Annotated in this window: 24 protein-coding genes; 3 read left to right on the top strand and 21 right to left on the bottom strand. The window is 42.5% G+C overall.

Annotation, left to right across the window (positions count from 1 at the left end):
• Positions 1–22 precede the first annotated feature (22 nt).
• From murC to pepA, 4 genes are all read right to left on the bottom strand, one after another.
• Positions 23–1,351: a UDP-N-acetylmuramate--L-alanine ligase gene (gene murC / locus BMX79_RS10575; RefSeq protein WP_091482452.1), complete on the bottom strand. Its 1,329-nt coding sequence runs from the start codon at positions 1,349–1,351 to the stop codon at positions 23–25.
• A 91-nt stretch (positions 1,352–1,442) separates the two neighbouring features.
• Positions 1,443–2,021 (bottom strand): hypothetical protein, encoded by a 579-nt coding sequence (locus tag BMX79_RS10570; protein ID WP_091482451.1) that lies wholly within the window; start codon positions 2,019–2,021, stop codon positions 1,443–1,445.
• Positions 2,022–2,054: 33 nt separating this feature from the next.
• Positions 2,055–2,660, bottom strand: coding sequence for a YtpR family tRNA-binding protein (gene ytpR, locus BMX79_RS10565; protein ID WP_091482450.1), 606 nt, complete (start codon positions 2,658–2,660; stop codon positions 2,055–2,057).
• Between the two features lie 29 nt (positions 2,661–2,689).
• Complete coding sequence (gene pepA, locus BMX79_RS10560) at positions 2,690–3,760, bottom strand: glutamyl aminopeptidase (protein WP_091482449.1); 1,071 nt, start codon at positions 3,758–3,760, stop codon at positions 2,690–2,692.
• A 196-nt stretch (positions 3,761–3,956) separates the two neighbouring features.
• Here pepA and BMX79_RS10555 point away from each other — a divergent pair, with 196 nt between their 5' ends.
• Positions 3,957–4,316, top strand: coding sequence for a PepSY domain-containing protein (locus BMX79_RS10555; RefSeq protein WP_246117693.1), 360 nt, complete (start codon positions 3,957–3,959; stop codon positions 4,314–4,316).
• Positions 4,317–4,435: 119 nt separating this feature from the next.
• Here the strand turns inward: BMX79_RS10555 and trmB are convergent, their stop codons facing one another.
• The 5 genes from trmB to BMX79_RS10530 all read right to left on the bottom strand — a co-directional run bounded on the left by trmB (position 4,436) and on the right by BMX79_RS10530 (position 8,868).
• Positions 4,436–5,074: a tRNA (guanosine(46)-N7)-methyltransferase TrmB gene (trmB, locus tag BMX79_RS10550; RefSeq protein WP_091482448.1), complete on the bottom strand. Its 639-nt coding sequence runs from the start codon at positions 5,072–5,074 to the stop codon at positions 4,436–4,438.
• A gap of 69 nt (positions 5,075–5,143) precedes the next feature.
• The gene (locus BMX79_RS10545; RefSeq protein WP_091482525.1) at positions 5,144–5,923 is read right to left on the bottom strand and encodes a phosphotransferase family protein; all 780 of its coding nucleotides are present in this window, start codon (positions 5,921–5,923) and stop codon (positions 5,144–5,146) included.
• 125 nt (positions 5,924–6,048) lie between these two features.
• Entirely contained in the window at positions 6,049–6,909 is an 861-nt protein-coding gene (gene dat / locus BMX79_RS10540) for a D-amino-acid transaminase (RefSeq protein WP_091482447.1), read from the bottom strand.
• 20 nt (positions 6,910–6,929) lie between these two features.
• A complete protein-coding gene (locus BMX79_RS10535; protein ID WP_091482446.1) occupies positions 6,930–8,132 on the bottom strand; it encodes an ABC transporter permease in 1,203 nt (400 codons plus the stop codon).
• A 1-nt stretch (position 8,133) separates the two neighbouring features.
• Positions 8,134–8,868: an ABC transporter ATP-binding protein gene (locus BMX79_RS10530; RefSeq protein ID WP_091482444.1), complete on the bottom strand. Its 735-nt coding sequence runs from the start codon at positions 8,866–8,868 to the stop codon at positions 8,134–8,136.
• Between the two features lie 143 nt (positions 8,869–9,011).
• On the opposite strand from BMX79_RS10530, the gene BMX79_RS10525 reads away from it, so the two are divergent.
• Complete coding sequence (locus BMX79_RS10525; protein WP_091482442.1) at positions 9,012–9,449, top strand: HIT family protein; 438 nt, start codon at positions 9,012–9,014, stop codon at positions 9,447–9,449.
• A 4-nt stretch (positions 9,450–9,453) separates the two neighbouring features.
• Positions 9,454–9,810, top strand: a complete 357-nt coding sequence (locus tag BMX79_RS10520; protein WP_170231036.1) for a YtxH domain-containing protein — start codon at positions 9,454–9,456, stop codon at positions 9,808–9,810.
• 282 nt (positions 9,811–10,092) lie between these two features.
• On the opposite strand, the gene BMX79_RS10515 is transcribed toward BMX79_RS10520, so the two are convergent.
• The 12 genes from BMX79_RS10515 to tgt all read right to left on the bottom strand — a co-directional run bounded on the left by BMX79_RS10515 (position 10,093) and on the right by tgt (position 24,667).
• Complete coding sequence (locus tag BMX79_RS10515; RefSeq protein WP_091482438.1) at positions 10,093–11,157, bottom strand: peptidylprolyl isomerase; 1,065 nt, start codon at positions 11,155–11,157, stop codon at positions 10,093–10,095.
• Positions 11,158–11,319: 162 nt separating this feature from the next.
• Positions 11,320–12,288, bottom strand: coding sequence for a 3'-5' exoribonuclease YhaM family protein (locus tag BMX79_RS10510; RefSeq protein WP_091482436.1), 969 nt, complete (start codon positions 12,286–12,288; stop codon positions 11,320–11,322).
• Positions 12,289–12,342: 54 nt separating this feature from the next.
• Complete coding sequence (locus tag BMX79_RS10505; protein ID WP_170231037.1) at positions 12,343–15,129, bottom strand: ATP-binding protein; 2,787 nt, start codon at positions 15,127–15,129, stop codon at positions 12,343–12,345.
• 4 nt (positions 15,130–15,133) lie between these two features.
• Positions 15,134–16,357, bottom strand: a complete 1,224-nt coding sequence (locus BMX79_RS10500; protein WP_091482432.1) for a metallophosphoesterase family protein — start codon at positions 16,355–16,357, stop codon at positions 15,134–15,136.
• 95 nt (positions 16,358–16,452) lie between these two features.
• Positions 16,453–16,794, bottom strand: a complete 342-nt coding sequence (locus BMX79_RS10495; RefSeq protein ID WP_091482430.1) for a YlbF/YmcA family competence regulator — start codon at positions 16,792–16,794, stop codon at positions 16,453–16,455.
• Between the two features lie 107 nt (positions 16,795–16,901).
• The gene (locus BMX79_RS10490) at positions 16,902–19,019 is read right to left on the bottom strand and encodes a PBP1A family penicillin-binding protein (RefSeq protein ID WP_091482428.1); all 2,118 of its coding nucleotides are present in this window, start codon (positions 19,017–19,019) and stop codon (positions 16,902–16,904) included.
• Between the two features lie 104 nt (positions 19,020–19,123).
• Positions 19,124–20,098 carry a DHH family phosphoesterase gene (locus tag BMX79_RS10485; protein ID WP_246117694.1) on the bottom strand — a complete coding sequence of 325 codons (975 nt, stop codon included), beginning with the start codon at positions 20,096–20,098 and terminating at the stop codon, positions 19,124–19,126.
• A gap of 33 nt (positions 20,099–20,131) precedes the next feature.
• Positions 20,132–21,436 (bottom strand): DRTGG domain-containing protein, encoded by a 1,305-nt coding sequence (locus BMX79_RS10480; protein WP_091482425.1) that lies wholly within the window; start codon positions 21,434–21,436, stop codon positions 20,132–20,134.
• Positions 21,408–22,580, bottom strand: a complete 1,173-nt coding sequence (gene dinB / locus BMX79_RS10475) for a DNA polymerase IV (protein WP_091482424.1) — start codon at positions 22,578–22,580, stop codon at positions 21,408–21,410. Before dinB ends, BMX79_RS10480 begins: the two co-directional genes overlap by 29 nt.
• A gap of 151 nt (positions 22,581–22,731) precedes the next feature.
• On the bottom strand, positions 22,732–23,010 hold the full coding sequence (locus BMX79_RS10470) for a post-transcriptional regulator (protein WP_246117695.1): 279 nt from the start codon (positions 23,008–23,010) through the stop codon (positions 22,732–22,734).
• A 51-nt stretch (positions 23,011–23,061) separates the two neighbouring features.
• A complete protein-coding gene (yajC, locus tag BMX79_RS10465) occupies positions 23,062–23,394 on the bottom strand; it encodes a preprotein translocase subunit YajC (RefSeq protein ID WP_091482421.1) in 333 nt (110 codons plus the stop codon).
• Between the two features lie 127 nt (positions 23,395–23,521).
• Positions 23,522–24,667, bottom strand: a complete 1,146-nt coding sequence (tgt, locus tag BMX79_RS10460) for a tRNA guanosine(34) transglycosylase Tgt (protein ID WP_091482419.1) — start codon at positions 24,665–24,667, stop codon at positions 23,522–23,524.

Here is a 24,667-nt window from a genome sequence, read left to right as displayed (position 1 = left end):
GGCCATTCTCTATAGACTAATATTAATTTTTGGCTTCCGACTGGCTTAAAATAACTTCGAAAGCATGTTCGAATTTATCAACATCACCAGCGCCCATGAAAACGACAACCTGGTTCTTATGTTTCAACAGAGCTGACATATCTTCTTCTGAAATGATGTCCTTACCTTTTTCAGTTTTATCCAGTAGGTCCCTGATCGTTACAGTTCCTTCCTGTTCTCTTGCAGACGTGAAAATGTCGCATAGATAGACAGCATCAGCCAGATCAAGAGCTTCACCAAATTCATCTAAAAGCGCAACGGTTCTACTGAAAGTGTGCGGCTGAAAGACAGCCACAATTTCTCTGTCAGGGTATTTCTGATGAGCAGCGTCAAGAGTGGCTCTTATTTCTGCAGGATGATGCGCATAGTCATCGATGATGACTGTATCCATTACATTTTTTTCAGTAAAGCGTCTTTTTACACCTTTAAATGACTGAAGTCTTTCCTGAACTTTATCCTGATCAAGTCCTTCATAATGTGAGAACGCGATAACTCCCAGCGCATTCTGGATGTTATGCTTTCCATACGATGGAATGAAGAATTTGCCGTAGAAATCTCCTCTGACAAACACATCGAACGTAGACCCTTCAGTCGTTCGCTCAAGATTCTTGGCCTGAAAATCGTTATATTCATCAAAGCCATAATAGACGATAGGGACAGAAGCATGCAGTTCCTGAAGTCTCGCGTCATCACCGCAGGCAAAAATTGCTTTTTTGATCTGCTGTGAGAATGAAAGAAACGCATCCTGCACATCTTCTATGCTCGTATAATAGTCCGGATGATCAAAATCAATGTTAGTGATCAGTGCATAGTCTGATTTATATGCCAGAAAATGACGCCTATATTCACAGGCTTCGAGAATAAAATACTCAGCATCCTTTTCGCCTCGACCTGTTCCATCTCCAATAAGGTAACTGGTCGGCTTGATTCCACTTAGTACATGAGAAAGAAGGCCGGTAGTACTGGTCTTCCCATGTGAGCCAGTTATAGCTACACTGGTAAACTGATCGCTCAGCTCCCCAAGAAAGTCGTGGTATCTTTTCACGGGCAGCCCCAATTCAAGAGCTTTACTTATCTCTTCATGTGTATCCGGAAAAGCATTGCCTGCTATGACAGTCATGCCTTCTTTAATATTTGCTTCGTCAAATAAATAGATAGGGATATGATTATCTTCTAGATTTTTTTGAGTAAAGAAGTATTTTTTAACATCTGACCCCTGAACTTTGAATCCTTTATCATGAAGGATCAAAGCCAGCGCACTCATACCTGATCCTTTAATTCCCACAAAGTGGTAGATTGTTTCCTGATTCATTCGTTAAAAATCCTCCATTAAATTCAGATCTGTAAAATTTACATCGTTATATACTATAATTGAAATGAATCAAAAAAGCCAGTACATTTATTTATCTTTTTCCGGAGTCATCTTTTCCGAACAGTCCAGGGACCTCACTTCGTCTATTGATGCTGTCATTTCTGTCATCATCCATGATCGAAGCTAATGTCCGGTGAAGACCATATGTCTTTTTTGTCTTTTCACGAACAACTGACTTAGCTTTTTGGATTTTCATTTGATCGGGCAGATCTGAAAATGGCTCGGATTCACTCGTCCAGCCCCATTTTTCTTTCAGAGACTGAGTGGCATGTTCTTCTAGAACAAGGAATTCTTCAGGTTTTTTCTGCATCTCCTGTTTAAGCACACCATAATCGATCGTCGGCTTTTTTCTCTGCCTGGGCGGTTTATTGTAACCGTACACCGGCGACGGGACTTTACTTGCTTCAAAAGGAGGATCGATGTATGTTCTGTTGTAAGATTCCTGAGGATGTTCCAGATACTCTTTGAACTCTCTCTTGATTTCTTCCTTTCGCTTAACTTCGCCAGGAAGTGTGTACGTGTCTTTAAAAGAAAGTGACTGTTCATCAGATTTACTCTCCGGCCTGTTTTTCTTCGATGATTCAAAGAACTCTCTATACTTTGAAGACACTATTTCTCCTCCTTCTCTAGTAATAACAGATCATTAAGCTGAAAAAGCTGTACCCACTTCTGCATCTTCTGAAAGGACCATAATTCCTTTGCCTTCCTGAGGCAGTCCTAGTTCTCCAGCTGAACAGATCATGCCGTTACTTTCTATGCCTTTAAGTTCACCAGGCCAGATAACCATTCCATCAGGCATCACCGCACCGGTGCGGGCTACCACAACTTTCTGTCCTTTAGCAATATTCGCGGCACCACAGACAATCTGTAGAATTTCACCATTGTCAACTTCAGTTTGAGTCAGGTTCAGGTGATCAGAGCCTTCTACAGGTTCACATGATGTCACGTAGCCTACCACAAATTTCGGCGATGTCTCAGTCTCGAGTTTGATAGAAAATCCAGCCTCTGCAATCAGACTGTTCACTTTGTCCACCGCTTCTTCCTCAAGTTCAACTGGACCGTCAGTCAATCCGTGCAAATAGTCAGAGGCTTTGAAAAGGTTGATACCTGTTACCTTTCCATCATCTTTTGACTTGATCAAGACGATATCTCCATTTCGTTCCGGAACCTGCGCTGTTGCTTCCATTTTCTGGAACTGGATCATCAGGACATCATTCAGTCCATTGTTGTTATAAGTTGTTATCTGCATTGTGTATAAACTCCTTAGTTTTCTTTAGATTAAAATGTTTTTAGAGTCTCCAGTACTGATCGGTCAAATGTTTTGACGATCTGGTAGACCATTTCTCTGGCTGCTTCATAGTCATCGATACGGAAAAGAGATTGATGGGTGTGGATATAGCGGGCGGGAACACCTATCACAGCGCTTGGTATGCCTTCATTCAATGTATGTGCCGCTACAGCATCCGTCCCTCCTTTGGATACGAAATACTGATAAGGAATCTTATTCGTCTCTGCTGTATCAATGAGATAATCCTTCATTTCTCTGGAAAGAATCATACCTGGATCCTGAATTCTCAGAAGAAACCCGTCGCCCAGACGGCCGAAAGCTTCTTTATCTCCGTTAAGGTCATTTGCAGGTGAACAGTCGACAGCCAGGAAAGCATCCGGCTGGAATTTTCTAACAGATCCTTTTGTTCCTCTTAGTCCAACTTCTTCCTGAACATTTGCTCCGGCAATCAGTGTACTCGGCAACTGCTCTTCTTTTAATTGTTTCAGAAGTTCCAGGACAAGTGTCACACCGTAGCGATTATCCCAGGCTTTACCTGCAAAAGTCTTTTTATTTGCCATCTGTATAGTCTCTACGACAGGTACGATAGGGTCTCCAGGACGTACGCCGTATTCTTCTGCTTCTTCCTTGGATTCAAAACCTCCATCAAACAAAATCGAGTCAATGGAAATCGACGTGTTCTTCTTGTCCTTCAGAAGATGGGGCGGGATCGAAGACGATACCAGCGGGTACTCCCCTTTTTTAGTCTGAATCGTGAACCGCTGAGATGAGACCACATAAGGATTCCATCCACCGATTGGCAGGACTTTAATCAGTCCTTTTGATGTAATGGATGAAACCATGAAACCTACTTCATCCATATGTGCAGCCAGCATCAATTTTGGTGCATCTGGTGTCTGTGATTCTTTCACCCCAAACAGTCCACCCAGTCCGTCCGTTTCTATCCGGTCGACCAGTCCGTTCATTTCATCTCGCATAAAGTCACGGACATTGTGTTCAAATCCGCTGATTCCCTGAAGTTCAGTTGTTCGTTTAATCATCTGAAATGTTTCTTCATTCATATATAATCGTCAGTCAGGCTGACTCTATCCCCCAGTATAAGATTTCGGGTCACTATCTCCCGCTGTACTCTCATTATTATACACAAAACCCGGTTCAAATTTAAGTTAAACCTAGTTTGTTTGTGTTACACTATTAATCTAAGGTATGTTAAAATTAGAGACGAAAGCGTTATTAATTCGAAATGGAGGAGTTCTGATGTATATGAAAAAGGAAGAAAAGAAAGAAACAAAGACATACTCTACGGAAGACTGGATGTACCTGGGTGGTTCGGTTGTGGTTTCCTTTATTCTGGGCATGCTGACCTTTGCATTCTTCAAAAAGAAGAAGTCACTAAAGGCTGACGATCTTTTAAAATCCATAAAAAAAGAATTTCTTAAAGAAGGACCGATCGACGGGTCATGGATTGAATTATCCAAAGTGCCGTGGAAAAAATTTGCTTATGAAACTGATGTTTACTACGGTGGGATCTCACGCTATGAAGAAAGCAAGCTGGTCCAATACGAATTCATCGTTGATGCTTACACCGGCAGTCTGATCGACCTATACAGAGTGTAAATGAAAATGAGTCTGGTTCAGCCATTGCTGCTCATACTCATAATATAAGACAAATAAATAACCTCAGTCACTTGAACCTCCACTGCTTAGCTTAGTGAGTCAAGTAACTGAGGTTGTTTTTATTTGAACATGACAACTGCTTTATAAATTCTGTTGCCTTTTTTAGAAAATTTTTCTTCATATTCTGTCATTACGTTGTCTTCTACTTCGCTATTGTGCAGATCCAGATACACTTTTTCCAGCACCGCATCATACTTGGAGAAGCTGGTCAATGAATATTCGAATAGCTTCTGATTGTCCGTCTTGAAATGAAGTTCTCCTTCATCATTTAGAATTGTCTCGTAGACTGACAGGAATGACTTATAAGTGAGTCGGCGCTTCTCGTGTCTGTTTTTTGGCCATGGATCAGAGAATGTCAGATAGATGCGGTCGACTTCTCCGGGTTCAAAATAGTCTCTTAGATCTTTTGCGTTTACTTGCATCAGCTGCAGATTAGGCAGCTGTTCATCAATCTGTTTTTCCAGTGCAGAAACGATGACACTTGTCTGCAGTTCAATTCCGATAAAGTTGATATCTGGATAGCGTTTAGCCATTTCAATAATGAAACGCCCTTTTCCACATCCGATTTCAATATGCAAAGGCTGAGGTTTCCCAAACCGCTCTGTCCACTTCCCTTTTGATTCTTCCGGTTTTTCAACCACATATTGCTTATACTCCAGTAGCTTATCCTGGGCGTATGGTTTGTGACGTAATCTCATTTAAACACTCCTCGTTAGTTCAGTAAAAAAGGGAGCAGATCGTTAAACCTGTCCCTGCATTCATTAATTTTATGATAATAGCTGATTCAATTTGATCAAATACTGGTTCATCCTTAGATAATCTTGTTTCTGATGGCTTGCTTTAATGTCAAACAACAGGTTAGCTGTGCCGTACCAGTAAAATTTACTAGTAGTAGCGCCTGGAGTAAACGGAATCATAGCGGTAATCCACTCGTCCCAGTTCTGGTGATCGATATAACGTTCCAGCAGCTGACTCAAGTCGGCTACAGGATCAGCAAGCAGTGCTGAATCCCAGTCAACCAGATAGAGTTCTTCTTCAGAAGACATAAGGAAATTCTTATGCGAGATGTCACCATGGCAGACCATTTTATTTTCAATCTGATCATCAGCTGGCATATGCTTTTCCAAGTACGATACAGCCTGTCTGATTGATGGATGGGCAATAAGATCGGGCGCCAGTCCATACACCGCATTGTAGTAAAAGTCAGATGGAGAGAGTACTTTCCCTCCCAGACGATGCAGCATTCTCTTCAGACTTTGAGACTGATGAACTTTTCTGATCATCTGAATCACACTTGAAGAAGTCATTTCTTCTTTGAACAGAGTCCGGCCATTGCACCATTCCTGAGCTGTCAGCACGTCCCCGTTTCCTATCCGCTTGGTCCATACGAGTCTGGGAGAGATCCCTTCGAGGGACAATGCTGCCAGAAAAGGCGATGAATTCCGCTTGAGAAATAAACGTTCTTCGTTTTTCGTTCCCATATAAGCTTGACCTGTTTCTCCACCGATGGGATGCAGCTGCCACCCCGTTTCTCTCTCTAACTCCATAATATTCAATCCTTTACATGTTCTTCTCATGTCACTCAATAATAAAGACATTTACGCATCTTCTATTGTAGAAAGAATTATCGGTTCCGTCAAGCGCATGCATGTTCTTTTTTTATCTTTCAGACTCATCTAACAATCTCGCCACATTGCTGTTCAATTTCTTTAAGGTATTCTGCCTGTAGAGCAGTTGTCACATCGCCAGGTTTATCAGTAAATAGTATGCGTTCATCGATACGTCTGACCGGCATGACTTCAATTGTCGTGCTTGAGCAGAATACTTCATCTGCTTCGTACATTTCATCAAGCGTAAACGGTCTGTCGACTACTGGAATATTCAGTTTTTCCGCACATTTCTTCCATACTAGCTTTGTCACTCCGGGTAAAATGAGATTTCCATCAGGATGGGTCATCACTTTTCCGTTTTTAACGATTGCTATGTTAGAGGCAGAACACTCTGTAACTGTTCCGTCTCGATGAAGAATGGCTTCTTCAGCATTCTTTTTATGTGCTTCATGCTTGACCATGATGTTTCCGAGTAATGATATCATCTTGATATCACATTTCAGCCACCGTATATCTTCTGTTACTATCGTATCGATCCCTTTCCCCTGCTTGACAGCATCTCTTTCGCCTGCTGTCATCGTTCCAGTCAGCATTGGAAGGACCCCTGCATCAGGGTACATGTGGTTTCTAGGTGAAGAAATCCCTCGCGTCATCTGCAGGTAAAGATTTCCGGTATCGATTTTTGTTTCTTCAAGCAGCCGGTTGACGAGTGCTTTTATCTCGTTTCGACTATAGGGCACAGCCATTTCAATTTTTCCAGCACTGGAATAGAACCTGTCAATATGCTCATCCAGGCAGAAAAAGCGGCCATTGTAAGCTCTGATTACTTCATAGATTCCGTCTCCGAACTGATACCCCCGATCTTCCGGATCGATTCTAACTTCACTTCTATCTACAATCTCACTATTCCAAATCACTTTCATGTCTTTCTCCCCTTATCCTGCTAGCCCAACCTTCTAGGCACATATACTGAATTGAAGCCAAAAACGAACACTGTACTGATCAAAAAGACTATCCCTGTGGTCTCCCACCCCCCGTTGAGGGCTCCCAGAGAAAAAATGATACTCGTTACGATCAGTGCCATATTCAACAATTTTTGGATGGCTTTTATTTTATCAGTATTTGTATAAGGATACAATTTAAAATGAACAGATTCATCCAGAACTTGTTTTAAAGGGAGAAGCTGGAACCCGATCAGATAAATAAACAGAACACTCACAAGCGTTCTCAGCCATAAAACAGGAGTGAAGTATATGACAATCAGTCCGATGGTCAGCAGTCTGACATACAGCCCGCTGAAAGCTGTCTGTCTAATAAATACTCTACTGATATAATACATATGCGGATCTTTTTTAGAGCTGATGATACTAATTAAAGGGTCGAATCCTTTCATACGTTTAACTTTATTTTGTCCATAAGGCGTTTCAATGAAAAGATTGATCAACCTGTATATGCCTTGGACTCGTTTCTGTTCAATGTCGATCATTCTGTCCCAGTTCCACAGCTTTTCACGTGAATAACTGAAGACCAGGTAAATCAGCCCAAACAGTCCAGACAAGCTCAATAATAGACCAACCCATAGGGAAACGAAAAGACTCAGCCCTAGAGTTCCCAGTATCAGAATGTGTCTACCTGTATAGATAGTTCGTATCAGCGTTAAACTGTCTGACTGAAATGAGTGATACTGGACCAGCAGATCGATCAGCTTCAGACAGATTAATACAGCCAGCCAGCTTAAGCTATAAGCTTGACCAGATATGTTTAAAGCTTCCATTAAAGGCATCGTAAGTGTCGCAATCACAGCCATCCCCGCACTTAAAAACAGACCGCTGATAAGTAAGTGCCGCCTCATGATCGGTGCCATCTGCTTTTCAAGAGGCAAAAGATATATGCCATCAGCTGGTTCGATCAGAGTTCTTATTCCACCTATAGGCAAGACAAAGTATATGATGACAATAAGCAAAAGACGTGGGAGAAGATCCGAGGGAGCAACGGTCTCGACGTAATCTGAATAAGTAAAACCTAATGCACCCGTCAGGATCATCAAAGCAATGACAAAGTGATCATTGAACACATATTTAAGGTATTTGCCAATCCGTCTGTAATACTCATACGTTCTCTTTTTAAACATGTCTCTGACCGTCATTTTAAAACCCTTCCCTATCAGCTAGACGTCCATACATCTCATCAAGAGTCGCTTCCGGCATGTCGAAGTGTTTTCTTAAGTCGGCAATCGTTCCCATCGCATATATTTCACCATTATGCATAACAACAAATTTATCGCAGATTCTTTCAGCGTTTGCCAGTACATGGGTGGACATCAGTATAGAGGCTCCGTTACGCTTATGTTCTTCCATCAGCTGGACAAGGTCTCTGATAGCCAGTGGATCAAGTCCTAGAAACGGCTCATCAATAATAAACAGAGACGGCTCGATAATAAAAGCACAGACAATCATCACTTTCTGCTTCATGCCTTTTGAGAAATCATTCGGAAACCAATCAAGCCGTTCAGTCAGCCTGAACAGGTCAAGCAGATGATTCGCTGTCTTCCACGCCCGATCGCGTTCAAGTCCATAAGCCATAATCGTCATCTCAATGTGCTCCTTTAAAGTCAGTTCGTCATAAAGGAGCGGCGATTCAGGGATGAACCCAATTTTTCTGCGATACGTTTCCGGATCTTCGTTGATCGTTCGGCCATCTATCTGGACAGTTCCTTCAAAAGCCTTCATCAGCCCGATGATGTGTTTGATTGTCGTACTTTTTCCGGCACCATTTAATCCGATCAGTCCGATCAGTTCACCATCTGCAATGTCGAATGATACGGATTTCAAAACAGGTATTCTACTGTATCCCCCTGTCAGGGATTCTACTTTCAAGCTCATGCAACCTATCCTTCCCTGTAAACTAGTGCTTATATTTTACCACACAAAGTGAAGGTTTAAAGATTCCTGTGGTGTCTTTTTATTATTTCCCGGCATAATATGATAAACTGTATCTATACTGTATTACGGAAAGAGGGAAAGTCATGAGCGAGTGCATATTCTGCAAAATTATTGATGGGGAGATTCCAGCCAGAAAAGTCTATGAGGATGATTCAGTCATTGCTATTCTGGATGTATCTCAAGTGACTAAAGGTCATACTCTAGTCATTTCCAAAAAGCATGTCAGAAACATTCTCGACTATACAGACGAACTGGCTGCAGACGTCTTTACAAAAATACCAAAGATAGCGCGTGCAGTCAGATCATTCGATCCGGAATGTGAAGGGTTAAATCTTCTGATGAACAATGAGGAAATCGCCTCTCAAAGCGTCTTTCATGGCCATGTTCATCTGCTGCCTAGATATAACTCTGATAAAGATGGCTTTGGACTGAAATGGGACACACATTCGGATGATTATTCTGATGACGAGCTGGATGAGGTTCAGAATAATATTATCAGCACATTATCAAAGGAGGGGTAAGATTATGAAGCACTTTCTACTAGGAAGCCTATCAGGAGTCGTTCTTGGAGGGATTTACGGACTGGTCAGAACACCCAGACCAGGAAAGCAGAATCAGGAGATGCTGAAAGACTATATCGATGATACAACCGACCATGTTCAGGATGTAACGGATAAAGTCAACGATCTGAAATCAGCTATAGGAAGATTAACTTCCGAAGTAAATTTTGTCCAGACTGAATTTATGAGTGAAATGCAGACAGTAGCAGCCGAGTTCCAGAAAGAAGCTGAACCACGTATGAGACGCATTCAGGAGAAAGCTGAAAAAATTCAGACTGAAGTCGAAAAAACAACAGAAACTATATCTTCACCAACCGAATAAAAAAGCGTTGCCGGTTTGATGTCGGCAACGTTTTTTTCGATTATGAGTCAGATTAATGTGTTTACTACGACGAATGGTTCATATCTGACTTTATGGTACATTCGCATGTCGTTTAATAGCTCTAATGGTCCATAAAGCTGAATATGGGCCATTTAACTTGAAAAACCATAGCCAAACCGTCCATATACCGATATATGGTCTATTCACCTGCTTTTTTTTACAAATATCCAATAAAAAAGCACACGGGAGATTGTTATCCGCCCGTGTGCCGAAGTGTTTGTATTATTCGTTGTCTTCTTCTGCTTCTTCAGCATCCTCTGCATCTGCATCAGAGTCAGCATCAACATCAGTATCTGTGTCTTCATCAGTTTCAGGATCTTCTTCAACGCCATTTTCGTCTTCTTCTAATCCTTCTTCTTCAAGAAGTTCGTCCAGCATATCCTGATCCATTTCCTGCTGTTCGGAAGCTGGCTGCATGAACTGCTGCATAGCTCCAGTCAGGTCTTCGTCAGAAATCTGTACATTTGCGTCACGTACAAGTTCGCCGATAGCTTCCTGAACCACTGCCTGGTCCTGCATGTAGCTGTCCAGAATCATCGCTTCAATGGTTTCACGCTCTTCTTCCAGTGTTCCTTTTTCGCCTTCTTCTACCAGTTTAATGATGTGATAGCCGAATTGAGACTCTACTGGCTCCTGAGTGAACTCACCTTCTTCAAGTTCCATTGCTGCTTCTTCAAATTCTGGGACGAAACGACCAGGTTCAAGCACAAGTTCGCCGTCACTTTCGATTGTTCCAGTGTCCATCGTATGTTCAGCAACCAGCTCACCGAAGTCAGCTCCATCATTCAGCTCATCAATGATTTCTTCAGCAAGACCTAAGTCCTCTACAAGAATATGAGCAACAGTTGAATCGATAGCATAATTCTCGTATGCTTCTTCGATTTCTTCCTCTGTTATTTCGACATGATCCTGAATAGCCGCTCTCACTTGAAGTGATGTACGCACACTGTTTCTCACATCGTCCAGAGACATGCCCTGCATGGCAATCATTTCTTCGAATTCTTCAACGCCGCCATAAGGTTCAGCTTCTCTTTCGAGTTCAGCATCGACATCTTCATCAGATACTTCATCACCATATGCGTGATCAAGAATATCTTCAAGCAGGATCTGCTGCAGCATCTGCTCTCCATAAGTCATACCACTTTGAGTGACTTCATTTTTCATTCTTTCATATAATTCATCTTCACGAACTCGTCCAGCTTCTGTAGAAGCTACTTCTGGACTGCTTGCGCATCCTGCCAGTAAAAGTCCAGAACAGGCTATTGCGCCAAATAACATTTTTTTCATACTCGTAAAAACACATCCTAATTCTTATAATCTAGTGAACGGTCAGGGCTAAGATAATCTGCCATGTCCGTACCTCAATTAATATAACACAGGTCTTGAGAAAATGAAAACGTATAAAGCAAATCTTTACTATTTTTCATCAAGCCTTCACAAATAAACCTATTATTCTTCAGAGGCTGGTCTTTCCTTCTTTACTGTGCTTTTAAAAAACGACCGGTTGTCCATTGCCCAGATCCGTTCAGAAAATTCTCCTGCTTCTGTTTTCCTTAAGGCAGACTCCATCATGTTCATCTTGGCATCGATCTGATCAATATAATGGATGATTTCAGCTTCAGGAATCTGCGGTCTCACTGGAGACCCATATTCCATCTCTCCATGATGAGCAAGCACAAGGTGTTTAAGCAGGAGAACGTCTTCGTGACTTTCGTCGATTTTAAGCTCCACACATGCTTTTGAAATCTCATCATAGATAAGGACGATGTGTCCCACCAGTTTACCCTCGAGCGTATATTCTGTGGCTGTTGGTCCGCTGAGTTCTATCACCTTTCCGACATCATGTAGAATGATTCCAGCATAAAGTAGGGAAGGGTTCAGCAGATCATAACTAGCCGTTATTGATTTTGCAATTTTGAGCATGGACATTGTGTGGAAGGCCAGTCCGCCGAGGTATGCATGGTGATTTTTCTTTGCAGCAGGACTTTGGAAGAACTCTCTCTGATACTTTTTCATTATATAGCGAACAATACGGTTCAGATGAGCATTAGTTATGTCAAAGACAGCCTGGTTGAAAGCTTCGATCATCTTGTCTTTATTGACTGGTGCCCGTTCAATGTATAAGTCAGGATTAGACGGTTCATCATCTTGAGCAAGCCTCATCTGCTTGATTCGCAGTTGAGGTGCACCATTGTATTCTTCCCTCCTGCCATCCACTTTTATAACTCGGCCCGGCTTGAACTGTTCAACATCACTGGGAGAAGCATCCCAGTAATTAGCCGAAATTTCTCCACTGGTGTCTTGTAGAATCAGGGCAAGATAAGGTTTGTTATTCCGTGTTTTCTTTTCTTCAGCTGATTTGATCAGAAGGAAGAGGTTCAACTGCTCATCTTTCTGGTAGTCATATAACTTTTTCATTGTCGCCACTCCTTTGCCTGCTGTTCATTGTCTTCAATATGTTTGTTCCACTACTTAGTTCAATTTTAACACATGAGACTCAGGAACATAATCAGTAATAGTTGAATCAAAGGTAAAATAAATGACTTGTACAGACTGACAGATCTCGTTCAGCAGATCATACAGTTTATTTTTTCTCGCTTCATCGACATTGACAAAACTGTCATCAATAATGACCGGAAAACGCACCGTATCTTTAAAGCTGACTACAAAAGCCAGTCTTATCGCAGCATAAAGCGGCTCGACAGTTCCTCTTGAAAGCTCTTCCGCTGCCCATTTCTTTCCATTGCGGTCAATCACAAAGAACTCGTCGTAGTCCATAAGGATTGATGGATAGTCTCCTGAGGTAAGTGAAGAAAAATATTTTTCTGCCAGAGCAATGGTCTGAGGCAGCTGATTGGCTTTAGCGTTATTCAGAGTCCGTTCGATCAGTGAGGAGGCAATTTTGTACGCGCTCCATTGATCAGCTGCATCCTGATATATACTTTTTTCATTTTCGTACTTTTGAAGCAGCTCCGAGTATGTTCCACCTTCTTCCAGTTCCTTTATTTCGTAAGAAAGTTCGACAGATCTTCGGGCTTTTTCTTTATAGCGACTTTCTAACTCCTCTGCTGATTCAGACAATTCCATCAGTTTGTTCTTCACATCTTCGGCTGACAAGGCCAGAGCCTGTTCACTTACATCGATTGTCGAAGATAAATGTTCATAACGTCTGATCTTTTCATCCTTTTCCTCAAGAGTGTGATAGGCACGTACAAAGGCTTCTTCATTCTTTACAGAAGCCTGTTCATAAAGCTTATGCTTTAATTTATTCTGTTCTTTCTCCTGCTGAACAAAATATAATACAGCATTCTGAATTTTCTCAGTTTCTTTTATATAGGCCTGCTGCAGTCGCTTGTCCTGCTCAATCTGTCTGAGTCTTTTTCTAGCCTCTGAAAAAACAGTCAGCGGATCCTGTTCGTCTTCGTAAATGGTACAAGTAAAGGCGTTCTGTCTCAGTTCCTTATCCAGCTCAGTTATTTGTTCTGACACTCTCTCTGACAGTTCTCTCTGCTGTCGTTCAACTTTTCTTATTGCTGACATCTTTTCCATTGAAGACATCACAGCAGTCAGTGAGTAGTGTTCAGGGTAACGATGAACTGATTTCCATTCAGAAAATGATGCAGCATATTCTTCTTTTTCCTGCCTGATCTTGTTCTGAGAATCTTTTTCCTCGCCAATCTGCTGCTGCAGTGAATCGGTAGATGCAAGTGTGTCTTTCCACTGCTGTCGCAGTTTCTTCTGATAATAATATTTACTTATGTCATATTCTGGCTCTCTATGATTTAAGGCTTTTACTTTTCGTCTGGCTCTGATAATCCACACTGCAGCAAGCAGGAAAACACCTGTAAGAGGAAACCAGTTTTGAAGTACTAAAGCCAGGACAGCAAGCAGCAATGCGGCACTGGTAATAAGGATGACCGCTTTTCTCTCGGAGACCTTTGGCGTATCGGGCGTTCTTTTCTGTTTTTCTTCTGCCTCAACTGCTTTAAATGTCGAAAGTGGCCATAGCGTCTGTTCAATCGAATCGATTTGTTCTTCGTTATATTCGATTTTAAGCTTGAGTCTTTCAATCTTTTCGTTCGATTCCTTTTCTTCCTGATCCAGACGATTCATTGACTGATCGATCAGCTGAACGTGCCCTCTACTATCTGAAGTAAGATCTTCGGGTAAGTCATCCTGAAGGGACAGACCTTCTCTTAACTTAAACTCAAAGGTCTGCTGTTCCAGCAAGGTGATCTGCTGCTTCAGTTCTCTAATCGAGTCAGCTTTCAACTCAAGCTGATCCCACTTGCCTGTCAGCTGATCCACTGCCTCTTCGTTCTCCTGATACACCAGCAGTTCTTTTGAAGGCCGATACTTATCCTGAAGAGCATTCTGCTTCTCATGCAGGGCCTTAGTCTGTTCTCTCATTTCTTCAAGCTGTCTATTGATATGGTTGAGCTGAATCAGACCATCTTCTGGTAATGACCGGTCAGGGTACTGATCGATTTCTCTCTTCAGCCGGTTCAATTCTTCAATTGTTTCAATATGCTTGAGGTGATGGTTAAGAAGGTCACTCTCTCCTCGTTTCTGTTTCAATTCTTTTTCCAGCTGATCCATTTCTGCATCGACCGTTTCTTTATCCTTGACCCGAATAATGTATGTTTCGTTTTTCTCTTTTGCTTTGCTCAACTGCTCTTTCTGCTTTTTCAGGGAGCGATACAGCTGGTTCACTTTGGGTTTGCGTCCGGTAGGTTTGAACAGCTGAGAGGCTTTCTGTTTATACTGATCGGCTTGTTTAAGGAACTGCTCATTTCCAAAAGATCCCACACTTAAGAAGAAGCGGTTGAACTGCTCCCGGTTCATATCTTTTGTTTCTTCAACACCCTTCAGATCAAATGAATAGATCTGCTCATAAAATGATCTGTTTTTTTTATGAAGGATCGTATCAAGCAGTCTCTCATCTCCTTCTGTTCCATCCTCGAGGGTAACCGTTACATCTCCAGTGACTTTTCCATTTACTCTTTCGATCGTCACTTCACCGAAACGGTCGTCGTCAAGAATCACTTTCCCTCCATAACGGCTGCTTTCTTTCGGTTCATATCTGAGTGCAGAACTATGTCTGGTCGGGAAACCAAACAATATACTATGAATAAATGACATCAACGTAGATTTTCCGGCTTCATTCTGCCCCTGTATAACCTGGATCGAAGAGGACAAATCAAATTCAGCATCGATCCATTTCCCGTATCCATAAATAACGAGCTTTTTTATTCTCATTTCTCTATCCCTCATCCATTCCTAAATCATATTGAAGCAAAGTCAGTGCTGATTCTAAAATCTCACGTCTGTAATCTTCAGTCTGCTCAGACAGTTCCACTGAGAACGGATGAGTATCCAGCAGTTCTTTAGTCACTTCGTTAAATGCTTCATTTTCTGAATAATACTCGACCGATCTCTTCCACTCCTCTGGAAACAGCTGTTCAAGCGATACTTGATTTGCTGTGACGTTACTTATTTGTATTTTAAGCCCCGTTACGAAAGCGAAAGTATTATCAGAATCATGGTGCAGCGTCTCAATGAAGTCGTCCTGATTCAATTTAGCCATTATTTTATCTGATAAATTTGACGAAACAATAATTTTAAGATACAGCAGCGTCTGACCATCACTTGCATCATCCACTGCCAGTTTGATTTTTTCATAAATACTGTTGAGTGTATCAAGCGTACTGACATCAACCTTAAGTTCCTTCCAGACGATCGGTGCAGTGGCTTTAAAGTCAACAGTATGACCTGTGCGGGACAACTTGACTAACAGACACCCTTTGTCTCCCGTTTCCTTCCTGTGACGTCCTTGAGTGTTCCCGCTGTAATACACAAGCGGTTCAGCTGAGAGCTGCTGCCTCTTATGGATATGTCCCAAAGCCCAGTAGTCATAGTTCTTTTCTGCCAGTTCAGCCAGAGAAAAAGGCGCGTACCGGCCATGCTCTGATTTCTGTCCTTCTTCGAAACCGTGGAGAAGGCCTATATGATAATCGATCTGCTCCTTTCTTGAAGGATAGTCGCTAATCATCCGCCTGTCGACCCATTTTCTGTTATAACTGAACCCGCTGACCGCAACACGCTCCCCTTTTTCTGTCTGTATGTAAATCGTCTCTACTTCAGAGGGAAATACGGTCACGTTTGACGGCAAGGAAAGGTGGTCTGCTTCATTTCCCAAAAAATCATGGTTCCCGTGGATCAGACAGACTCGGATTCCCTCGTCATCCAGTCTCTTCATCTCCTCTTTAAATGCAATCTGAGCTTTAATACTCCGATCTTCCAGATCATATATATCACCTGAAAAAAGCACAAAATCCACCTGCTGACTCACTGCCAGATCGACAATAGCAGTCAATGACTGAAACGTTGATTCCCTGATTTCTTTTCCTAGTCGACTGGATAAATCTTTGATTCCTTTATAGGGACTGTCCAGGTGAAGATCTGCTGCATGTATAAATAAGACCATTGGTATACACTCCTCCCCTCTATAGGGTACGTATGTTCTTTGTAATGTTAGTGAAAAGGACTCACTATATTAGCAAGCCCTCTTCATCTGATCTTTTATTGATATAATTCTCTAACAGGTTTTAGTACTACCTGGTTGATGTCGTCGATCATCTGGCCGACTTGCTTTTCAGCTTCAAGCAGTTTAGTAATGATTTCATTCTGACTGATTTTAGTTGAAACTTCCTGAGCCTGTGCTGCTTCTTCTTCAGAAATTTCCTGGCCCATCATCTGTTTCTGCTGGATCGTCTGCTGTACTTGACGGAATTCGTTAAATACGCGACTTGCCTCTTCATCTTCTTTAACAGCACCGAATGCCGTTTCTAATGTTGTAAATTCTTCAGTGTTTCTTAATTCCTGTTCTAACTGGTTAGCCGTGTCATAAATGTTGACAGCCATCGTCTCATCCCTTCAATTTTCGCTCTATGTCGAGCTTTTTCTTTACTATACAAGTTTATCACGAATTGAATAGTCTTGCCAGAAAAGATTAAAAGGCTTTAATTTACTTACTGTCCTGACTGTCGACTGCGGAACTGTCTGAACAGCTCTCCGGCACGTTCACGGATCACAGAGGAGCCCTCTCTGATAAATTCACTTGCATCGTCCAGCCCTTCAGTCATTCTATCCATAAATGAAGGCTCTTCAACTCTAAATTCTGATCCAGCTTCTTCTACCAGGAAAGTAGACTGCTCCGTGTGGGGAAGGATGGCCTCCATTTCAGACTTGAATACCTGTCCGATCCCCTGAGACGTTGCTGAGTTGAGATAGTGATTGTCAGTTGTCTGATCATAACCCATCCAGCTTGTGATCACAAGGTCAGGTGTATAGCCAACCACCCACTGGTCAGTTGCTCCTGTACCTGATTCTGTCTGTGTTGTCCCCGTTTTACCCGCTATCTTGAAACCGGCTGGCTGAATGTTTCGTCCAGTCCCGTTATCGAACACGCTTAAGAGCATGCTGTTCATCTGATCGGCTACTTTAGCGGATACCACACGTTTTGATCTGGGAGAAGTATTGTCCACAACCACAGCTCCTGTGGCATCGACAATTCGTGTAATAAAGTGCGGATCTTTTCTGATTCCTTCATTTGGAAAAACACTGTACGCACTGGCAATTTCCATAGGAGAAACACCTCTGTCCATCCCACCCAATGCGATAGCTCCCAGGTGATTGTCTTTGTCCGTTACTCTTAAACCGAACTGTTCAACTTTATTCATCCCTTTTCTCAACCCGAGTTCATTGAGCAGCCAGACCGTCGGTGCATTGAGACTATCTGCTAAAGCTCTATACATCGGAACTTCTCCGCTATAATGACCAGATAAGTTCGTTGGGGTATAATCTGTTTCACCGTAAGAGAGCAGCTCATCGTTAAGCAATGAATCAGGCGCATAGCCCGCTTCCAGTGCTGGTGTAAAGACGCCCAGAGGCTTGATTACTGATCCTGGCTGCCTTCTCATTTGCGTTGCTCTATTGAATCCTCGGAAAGTGTAGTCTCCTCGACCACCAATGACTGCGCTCACTCCGCCAGTTTTAGGATTAAGTGCGATAGATGCACTCTGCACCGCTGTTCCGTCAGCAGCCACTTCGAAATTGCTGTTGCTGGCATAGACTGCATCCATCTGCTGCTGATGAGTCTGATTCAAGGAAGTGTAGATCGTGTACCCGTTGTTCATCAGGTCTTCTTCTTCAAATCCGTACCTGTTAACTGCTTCGTTTATGACAGCATCAAAATAATAGGGATAGCGGTAGCCATCTGTGCTGTTATATCTGTCAACCAGAGTCAGTCCAGTCTGCTGATAGCTGGCTCTTTCCTCTCCAGTGATCGTTCCAGTATTTTCCATCAATGACAGCACGACGTTTCTTCTGCTGATCGACCGCTCATAATTGTCGATTGGGTTATAATGACTAGGCGCCTTAAGCATGGCTGCGATAGCTGCGGCTTCGGGAACTGTCACATCAGACGCTCCCTTCCCAAAGTATTTCATAGAGGCATCTTCAACACCCCATACCCCATTACCAAAGTAGGCGTTATTAAGATACATTTCCAGTATCTGATCTTTAGTGTAGTGCTTCTCTATTTCTATAGCCAGAAACAGCTCCCTCAGCTTTCTCATCAGGGTCTGATCTGCATAGAGATAGGCATTCTTAGCCAATTGCTGGGTGATTGTACTCCCACCACCGACTATCTGCCCTCTGTTTATAACATACCCCACAGCTGCACGTCCCAGACCGATCGGATCAAATCCGTGATGCTTCTCAAACCGCTGATCTTCTGTCGATATTACTGCATTAACAATATGAGGGGAGATCTTGTCCATTTCCACGAATGACCCTTTATGTGCATATAGCGTTCCAGCTTCCTCTCCCTGATCATCCATTATAGTAGTCGACTGTTCCAGCCCCGCTCTCAATGCATTGACATTAGCTGTTCTGGCGAGGACTGCCAGATAAACGCTGAATAATAGCGCAATGGAAAGAACAGTCAATATGAGCAGTTTAGTCATATGGAACTTTTTCCATTTGCGTTTCCCTACTATCCAGGACCGTTTCAGTACAGGTTTCAGTTTATGCATGGTTTGACTGAACATATTTTTCAGTTTTTTCTTTAATTGATTTTTAGTCATGATTGTTCCCTCATCTTACTTCTATCCCTTTAAACAGTTATACATCATCACTTAATTATAACATGTGCGTGTGAAATGGTTATCAGCCCTCAGACGGACTTTTATTAATAAGCTTTCGCCTGATCAGTCAGTTCTTTAAGGATCTGTACAATTTCTTCCTCGTCTTTTGCATGCGTGCCACTGGCCAGAGGATGGCCGCCGCCTCCATGTTTCTGGGCAATTTCATTTACCACAGGTCCTTTCGAACGCAGTCTGCATCTAAATTCACTGTCTGACTGTTCGACAAATACTGCCCATACTTTTACTCCTTCTATTTTTCCAAGCAAAGGAACCACTTGATGCGTCTCGCTGTCATCCATTCCAAGCGACTTCAATAATGTCTTTGTAAGAATAATATGTCCGACCCCCTCTTCTGAAACTGTAAACTGATCGAGGGCATATCCCATTAGTTTACCTGCTTGAGGCTTGATCACATTCATTTTATCGTTCACTTCTGTATGTGAAAACGGAAAACGCATCAGCTCAGCAGAAATTTGCATGGTGAAGGGTGATGTCGCATCATATAGAAAGCGGTTCGTATCCCCGACAATTCCTGCATACAAAAGACGGGCTGCTTTAGCAGTCATCTTAATCTCATCCGGGTAGCTAAGCCACATATCGGCAATCATTTCACAGCAGCTGCTCGCGTCAGTGTTGACCCATTCAATCTCTCCATAAGAATCATCTAGAGGATGGTGATCGATTTTGATCCACTGTTTCGCCATTTTATAATGCTCACCGTCTATGCGCTTGATATTGGCTGTATCAGTAACAATGACTAGAGCCTGTTCGTATATGTCTTCCGGCACTTCATCCATTTGATCCAGATATTCCAGATCATCTACTGTTGTACCGACCGCATACACATCCTTGTCAGGAAAGGTCGCTCTGATCAGTTCTTTCAGTCCGCACTGGGAACCAATAGCATCCGGATCAGGTCTGACGTGACGGTGTATGATGATCGTATCCCATTGTTTGATATACTCCCAAAGATCTTTCTTGATTTTATTGTCCTTTTTATTGACTGTCTCTAGTAACACATGCATTTCTCCTTTTCAGTTGTAGCTTTTATATTATCTCTTCTGGATCAGCTGACACACCACAATCGCTTTTGCGGCTAATGCATTTTCCGAATAAATCTCGACATCCAGTCGAGCTGATCGACGATTTTCATCGATCACAGAAGGTTTGATCGTCAGTTCATTGCCTAACTGAATCATGTTGAAGTAATGCAGATTCATCTGTTCAACAACCAGATTCTTTTTCTTGTATTTTGAAAGGTAATTGTAGATTGTCTCCGTCACGACTTCACTGAGCACGCCGAATGAGATCGTGCCCATGCTGTCAGTAGTCTGCGGAGTAACTGAAAAGGAAAACAAGTTGTCATCTTTTTCAGTAATAAGCTGATTGATCTGATCAGAGATCGTATCCCCCGACTGTGGCTGTTTTTGTACAGTCTGCATGGCTTTCATGATATCCTGACGGGAGATGACGCCGACAAGTTTTAATTCATCGCTGACCACAGGCATTACTTCCAGACCATCCCATATCATTGTATGAGCGATCGAAGCCACACTCATGTATTTCCTTGCCGAAGCAGGGTTTTTAGTCATGACCTTTTCAATCAATGCCGTATCTTCCTGCCCAACCACGTCCTTAGCTGTAACAATTCCCGCCAGTCGGCCATCTGAAAGAACAACGGGGAACCTGGAATGTCCACTTTTCTGATTGAGCATTCTGTAAGTATATACTGTATCTTCTTTATTTAGAAACTGTGTCCGTTCTAGAGGTGTAAAGATATTCTGGACGCGAAGAATTTCTTTTTTTATCAATTGGTCGGTCATTGCCCGGTTGATCATCGTGCCCACTGTGAAGGTGTCGTAGGACGTACTGATCAGTGGTAACTCCTTCTGATTGGCCAGATCGACCACTGTCTGACTGGGCTTGAATCCCCCTGTTATAAGTACAGCTGCACCGTTCTGTAAAGTAAGCTGCTGGGCTTCTTCTCTGTTACCGATGATCATCAGTGACTCTTCAGTGACATAGCGCAGCATGGCTTCTTCGGTCATTGCTCCGATGATAAACTTTGTCAGGGTCTTTTTCAGCCCTTTCTCACCGCCGTGAACCTCTCCATCAATTACCTTTACAATTTCATCATAGGTCAAGTTTTCAATGTGTTCACTATTTTTTGGTTCGATACGGATCGTGCCTACTCGCTTTATTGTAGAAACCAGGCCATTGTTCTCCGCTTCTTTTATAGCTCTGTATGCTGTCCCCTCACTGACCTGGAGTTCCTTGGCGATCAGCCTTACCGAAAGCTTCTCACCTACTGGCAGTAACTCGATAAAATCAATGATCTGTTCGTGTTTGGTTTTCATCTCTATCAGGTTTCCTTTCGGTAGCTTTCTTTTCCCATAACGGCAGAGGAATCGTTTCAAAGATCACTGACTCCAGTCCGGTCACAGTGATTCCTAGTAGTCTCACTCCTAAAGCAGACGTTTCCTCTTCCCAGATGGATAAAGCAATCTGAAAAAGTTCTTCTTCTCCTTTAATGTAATCTGGAAAAGAGCGTCGACGCGTTATCGTATCAAAATTTTCATACCTTATTTTAAGCACAACGATTTTTCCGTGTTTCTGTTTTCTTTTCAGGTTGTGCATGACTTTCTGTGAGAGAATTCTCAATGCCTTAATCACATCATTTTCTGTCTTCAGATCTTCAGAGAACGTCGATTCTTTTCCAATCGACTTAGGTTCCCTGTCGTTTTTCACTTCACTGTCATCGATCCCTCTCACCTTGCGATAAAGTGAGTGACCCATTTTCCCAAAATGACTGACTAAGTCCAGCTCATCTTTCTTATACAAATCCTGTCCAGTGTAAATATTCAGACTATGCATTTTTTCTACTGATTTGGCTCCTACGCCATGAAACTTTTCAATTGGCAGAGCCATTAAAAATTCATGTGACTTCTCAGGTGGAATAACTGTGATGCCGTTGGGCTTATCAAAATCAGAAGCGATTTTCGACAGAAATTTATTATAGGACACCCCAGCCGAGCAGGTCAGTCTCAATTCTTTTTCTACATCCCGCCTGATGGCTTGTGCAATGATGGTCGCACTTTTCTGCTCGATATAATTCGTGCTGACATCTAAGTAGGCCTCATCGAGAGAGAGTGGCTGAATTTTATCAGTATACCGTCTGAAAATGTTATGCATTTGTTTTGACGTTTCCCGGTAAAGCTCAAAATTCGGTCTTATGAACACACCGTTCGGGCACAGTTCGTAAGCCTTCTGAGCACTCATGGCTGAATGGATCCCGTAGGTCCGAGCTTCGTAACTTGCTGTTGCCACCACACCGCGCCCACCCGTTTCTTTAGGGTGGCGGGCAATAATAACAGGCTTACCCGCTAAGGAAGGATTTTCTCTAACCTCTACTGAAGCATAGAAGGCATCCATATCGATATGAATTATTTTTCTGGACGTATCCCGTTTAGGTTCGTCAAAAAGCAGCAGTCCGTATCTCATAGCGCCTTCAAAACTCCTCCGTCTTTTACGTTATTATACTAGAAATAAAATGGCCAAACGACTATAAAATCAACTCTATTATGACATTCGACAGTGTAAAAAAATAAAACAAGCAGAATGAGACCGACCATCCTGCTTGTTTTATCCAAATTTATCCTAATAAATCATCAAGCTCCATATCATCCAGAGAAGAGACATTATACACTTGAGCTTTTAGCGAAGCATAATTGAAATAGTCATTCAATGTGATCGTCAGAATATCATCGACTTTCTGATAATACCTGGATGGTCTGTAGTGCTTCCACTTGTATGCAGTGCAGTACTCCCACAAGTCTTCCAAACTGATCTCATCATAGCCGTTACGACGGAATTCAATCAGCTTTCTTTTAAGCCAAACCTCAAAATCATCATCATCTATTATAAAGTGCAAGAGATTACCTCCTTTACTCATTCGAAAGGGGTATAACTACTCCTTCAGTCCTTACTCGCTGTCTGCTGTTTTTTCGGGTGTGTTTGTTCCCAGTTCTTCAGTCTGTGTTCCAGATGCAGATGCTTTAGTGACGATTCGTGCAACAGCACGACGTTCAAAGGTCAGATAAATCCCTTCACAGTCGATTACTACTGTGTTGCTTGTTTCATTCACTTCATCTACAATGCCGTGCAGACCACCGATCGTGACGATCGAATCGCCTTTTCCTAATGAGCTGAGCATGTTTTGAGTCTCTTTTGCACGTTTCTGCTGTGGTCTGATCATCAGCAGGTACATGATACCCATCAGTACTAAAAAGGGCAGCATTCCAATAATTAATTCCATATAGTCATTCCTCCGTCTAATTTCCTGTTTTATTCTTGATTATCTCGTTTTCAAAGAGAACGATATTAATGTTTCATTACATACCTTAGCAAATTTCAGAGAAAATTACTAGTCTCATTAAAAACTTCTAAAAGTTTTTAGCATTCGGTTTATTGTATCCGTACTCCTCGAAAAACTGTTCTTTGAACTCAAGCAGGTTGTCTTCCCTGATTGCCTGTCTGACTTTTTTCATCAGATCCAGCAGGAAATAGAGGTTGTGATAACTCGTCAGTCTCAGTCCGAAAGTTTCGTCTGATTTAAGAAGGTGTCTCAAGTATGCTCGAGTATAGTTCCGGCACGTATAGCATCCACATTTTTCATCCAGAGGTCTGAAATCTCTCGCATAGATGGCATTTTTAATTACGACACGTCCCTTGCTGGTCATGGTCGTCCCGTTACGCGCAATACGGGTCGGAAGCACACAGTCAAACATGTCGACTCCACGCATGACTCCTTCAATCAGCGCATCCGGTGTCCCCACCCCCATAAGATAGCGGGGCTTGTGTTCAGGTAGCAGCGGTGTAGTGAAATCGAGCACCCGATACATATCTTCTTTCGGTTCACCGACAGATAGTCCACCGATCGAATAACCGGCAAAGTCCATACTAGTCAGATCTTTAGCAGACTGTTTACGCAGATCTTCAAATCCAGCTCCCTGAACAATTCCGAACAACCCTTGTCTGTCAGGGTTCTGATGAGCTTCCAGTCCTCTTTCTGCCCATCTGGAGGTCCGTTCAACCGATTTCTTGACGTAATCATAACTTTCATCAAATGGGGGGCATTCGTCGAAGGACATCATGATGTCCGGTCCCAGCTTGTTCTGAATATTAATGGCTTTTTCAGGAGAAAGGAAAAGCTTGGATCCGTCCAGATGACTCTTGAAGTGGACCCCTTCTTCTTCGATTCTTCTCATATCTGAAAGTGAAAAGACCTGAAACCCACCTGAATCGGTCAGTATCCCTTTGTCCCAGTTCATGAAAGCGTGTAGACCTCCCGCTTCAGCAATCAGATCTTCTCCTGGTCTCAACCAGAGGTGATACGTATTGCTCAAGATGATGCCTGCTCCCATTTCTTCAAGTTCTTCAGGAGCAATAGTCTTAACGGTTGCCAAGGTTCCTACAGGCATGAACATCGGTGTTTCAAAAGTTCCGTGAGGTGTCGTGATTTTACCCAGGCGGGCTCCTGTGCGTTTATCTTTTTTCTCTAATGTATATGTGACTGGATGATTACTCAT

Origin of the sequence: Alkalibacterium pelagium (assembly GCF_900109325.1) — a bacterium.
Lineage (GTDB): Bacteria > Bacillota > Bacilli > Lactobacillales > Carnobacteriaceae_A > Alkalibacterium > Alkalibacterium pelagium.
Note: the sequence above shows the minus strand (reverse complement) of the source record. Positions and strands in the feature narration are given on the sequence as shown.

Excerpts from the sequence above, each read along its gene's own strand:
- murC (WP_091482452.1), bottom strand. The coding sequence starts at position 1,351 with ATGAATCAGGAAACAATCTACCACTTTGTGGGAATTAAAGGATCAGGT.
- ytpR (WP_091482450.1), bottom strand. The coding sequence starts at position 2,660 with ATGCAGATAACAACTTATAACAACAATGGACTGAATGATGTCCTGATG.
- pepA (WP_091482449.1), bottom strand. The coding sequence starts at position 3,760 with ATGAATGAAGAAACATTTCAGATGATTAAACGAACAACTGAACTTCAG.
- BMX79_RS10555 (WP_246117693.1), top strand. The coding sequence starts at position 3,957 with ATGTATATGAAAAAGGAAGAAAAGAAAGAAACAAAGACATACTCTACG.
- trmB (WP_091482448.1), bottom strand. The coding sequence starts at position 5,074 with ATGAGATTACGTCACAAACCATACGCCCAGGATAAGCTACTGGAGTAT.
- BMX79_RS10545 (WP_091482525.1), bottom strand. The coding sequence starts at position 5,923 with ATGGAGTTAGAGAGAGAAACGGGGTGGCAGCTGCATCCCATCGGTGGA.
- dat (WP_091482447.1), bottom strand. The coding sequence starts at position 6,909 with ATGAAAGTGATTTGGAATAGTGAGATTGTAGATAGAAGTGAAGTTAGA.
- BMX79_RS10535 (WP_091482446.1), bottom strand. The coding sequence starts at position 8,132 with ATGACGGTCAGAGACATGTTTAAAAAGAGAACGTATGAGTATTACAGA.
- BMX79_RS10530 (WP_091482444.1), bottom strand. The coding sequence starts at position 8,868 with ATGAGCTTGAAAGTAGAATCCCTGACAGGGGGATACAGTAGAATACCT.
- BMX79_RS10525 (WP_091482442.1), top strand. The coding sequence starts at position 9,012 with ATGAGCGAGTGCATATTCTGCAAAATTATTGATGGGGAGATTCCAGCC.
- BMX79_RS10520 (WP_170231036.1), top strand. The coding sequence starts at position 9,454 with ATGAAGCACTTTCTACTAGGAAGCCTATCAGGAGTCGTTCTTGGAGGG.
- BMX79_RS10515 (WP_091482438.1), bottom strand. The coding sequence starts at position 11,157 with ATGAAAAAAATGTTATTTGGCGCAATAGCCTGTTCTGGACTTTTACTG.
- BMX79_RS10510 (WP_091482436.1), bottom strand. The coding sequence starts at position 12,288 with ATGAAAAAGTTATATGACTACCAGAAAGATGAGCAGTTGAACCTCTTC.
- BMX79_RS10505 (WP_170231037.1), bottom strand. The coding sequence starts at position 15,129 with ATGAGAATAAAAAAGCTCGTTATTTATGGATACGGGAAATGGATCGAT.
- BMX79_RS10500 (WP_091482432.1), bottom strand. The coding sequence starts at position 16,357 with ATGGTCTTATTTATACATGCAGCAGATCTTCACCTGGACAGTCCCTAT.
- BMX79_RS10495 (WP_091482430.1), bottom strand. The coding sequence starts at position 16,794 with ATGGCTGTCAACATTTATGACACGGCTAACCAGTTAGAACAGGAATTA.
- BMX79_RS10490 (WP_091482428.1), bottom strand. The coding sequence starts at position 19,019 with ATGACTAAAAATCAATTAAAGAAAAAACTGAAAAATATGTTCAGTCAA.
- BMX79_RS10480 (WP_091482425.1), bottom strand. The coding sequence starts at position 21,436 with ATGAAAACCAAACACGAACAGATCATTGATTTTATCGAGTTACTGCCA.
- dinB (WP_091482424.1), bottom strand. The coding sequence starts at position 22,580 with ATGAGATACGGACTGCTGCTTTTTGACGAACCTAAACGGGATACGTCC.
- yajC (WP_091482421.1), bottom strand. The coding sequence starts at position 23,394 with ATGGAATTAATTATTGGAATGCTGCCCTTTTTAGTACTGATGGGTATC.
- tgt (WP_091482419.1), bottom strand. The coding sequence starts at position 24,667 with ATGAGTAATCATCCAGTCACATATACATTAGAGAAAAAAGATAAACGC.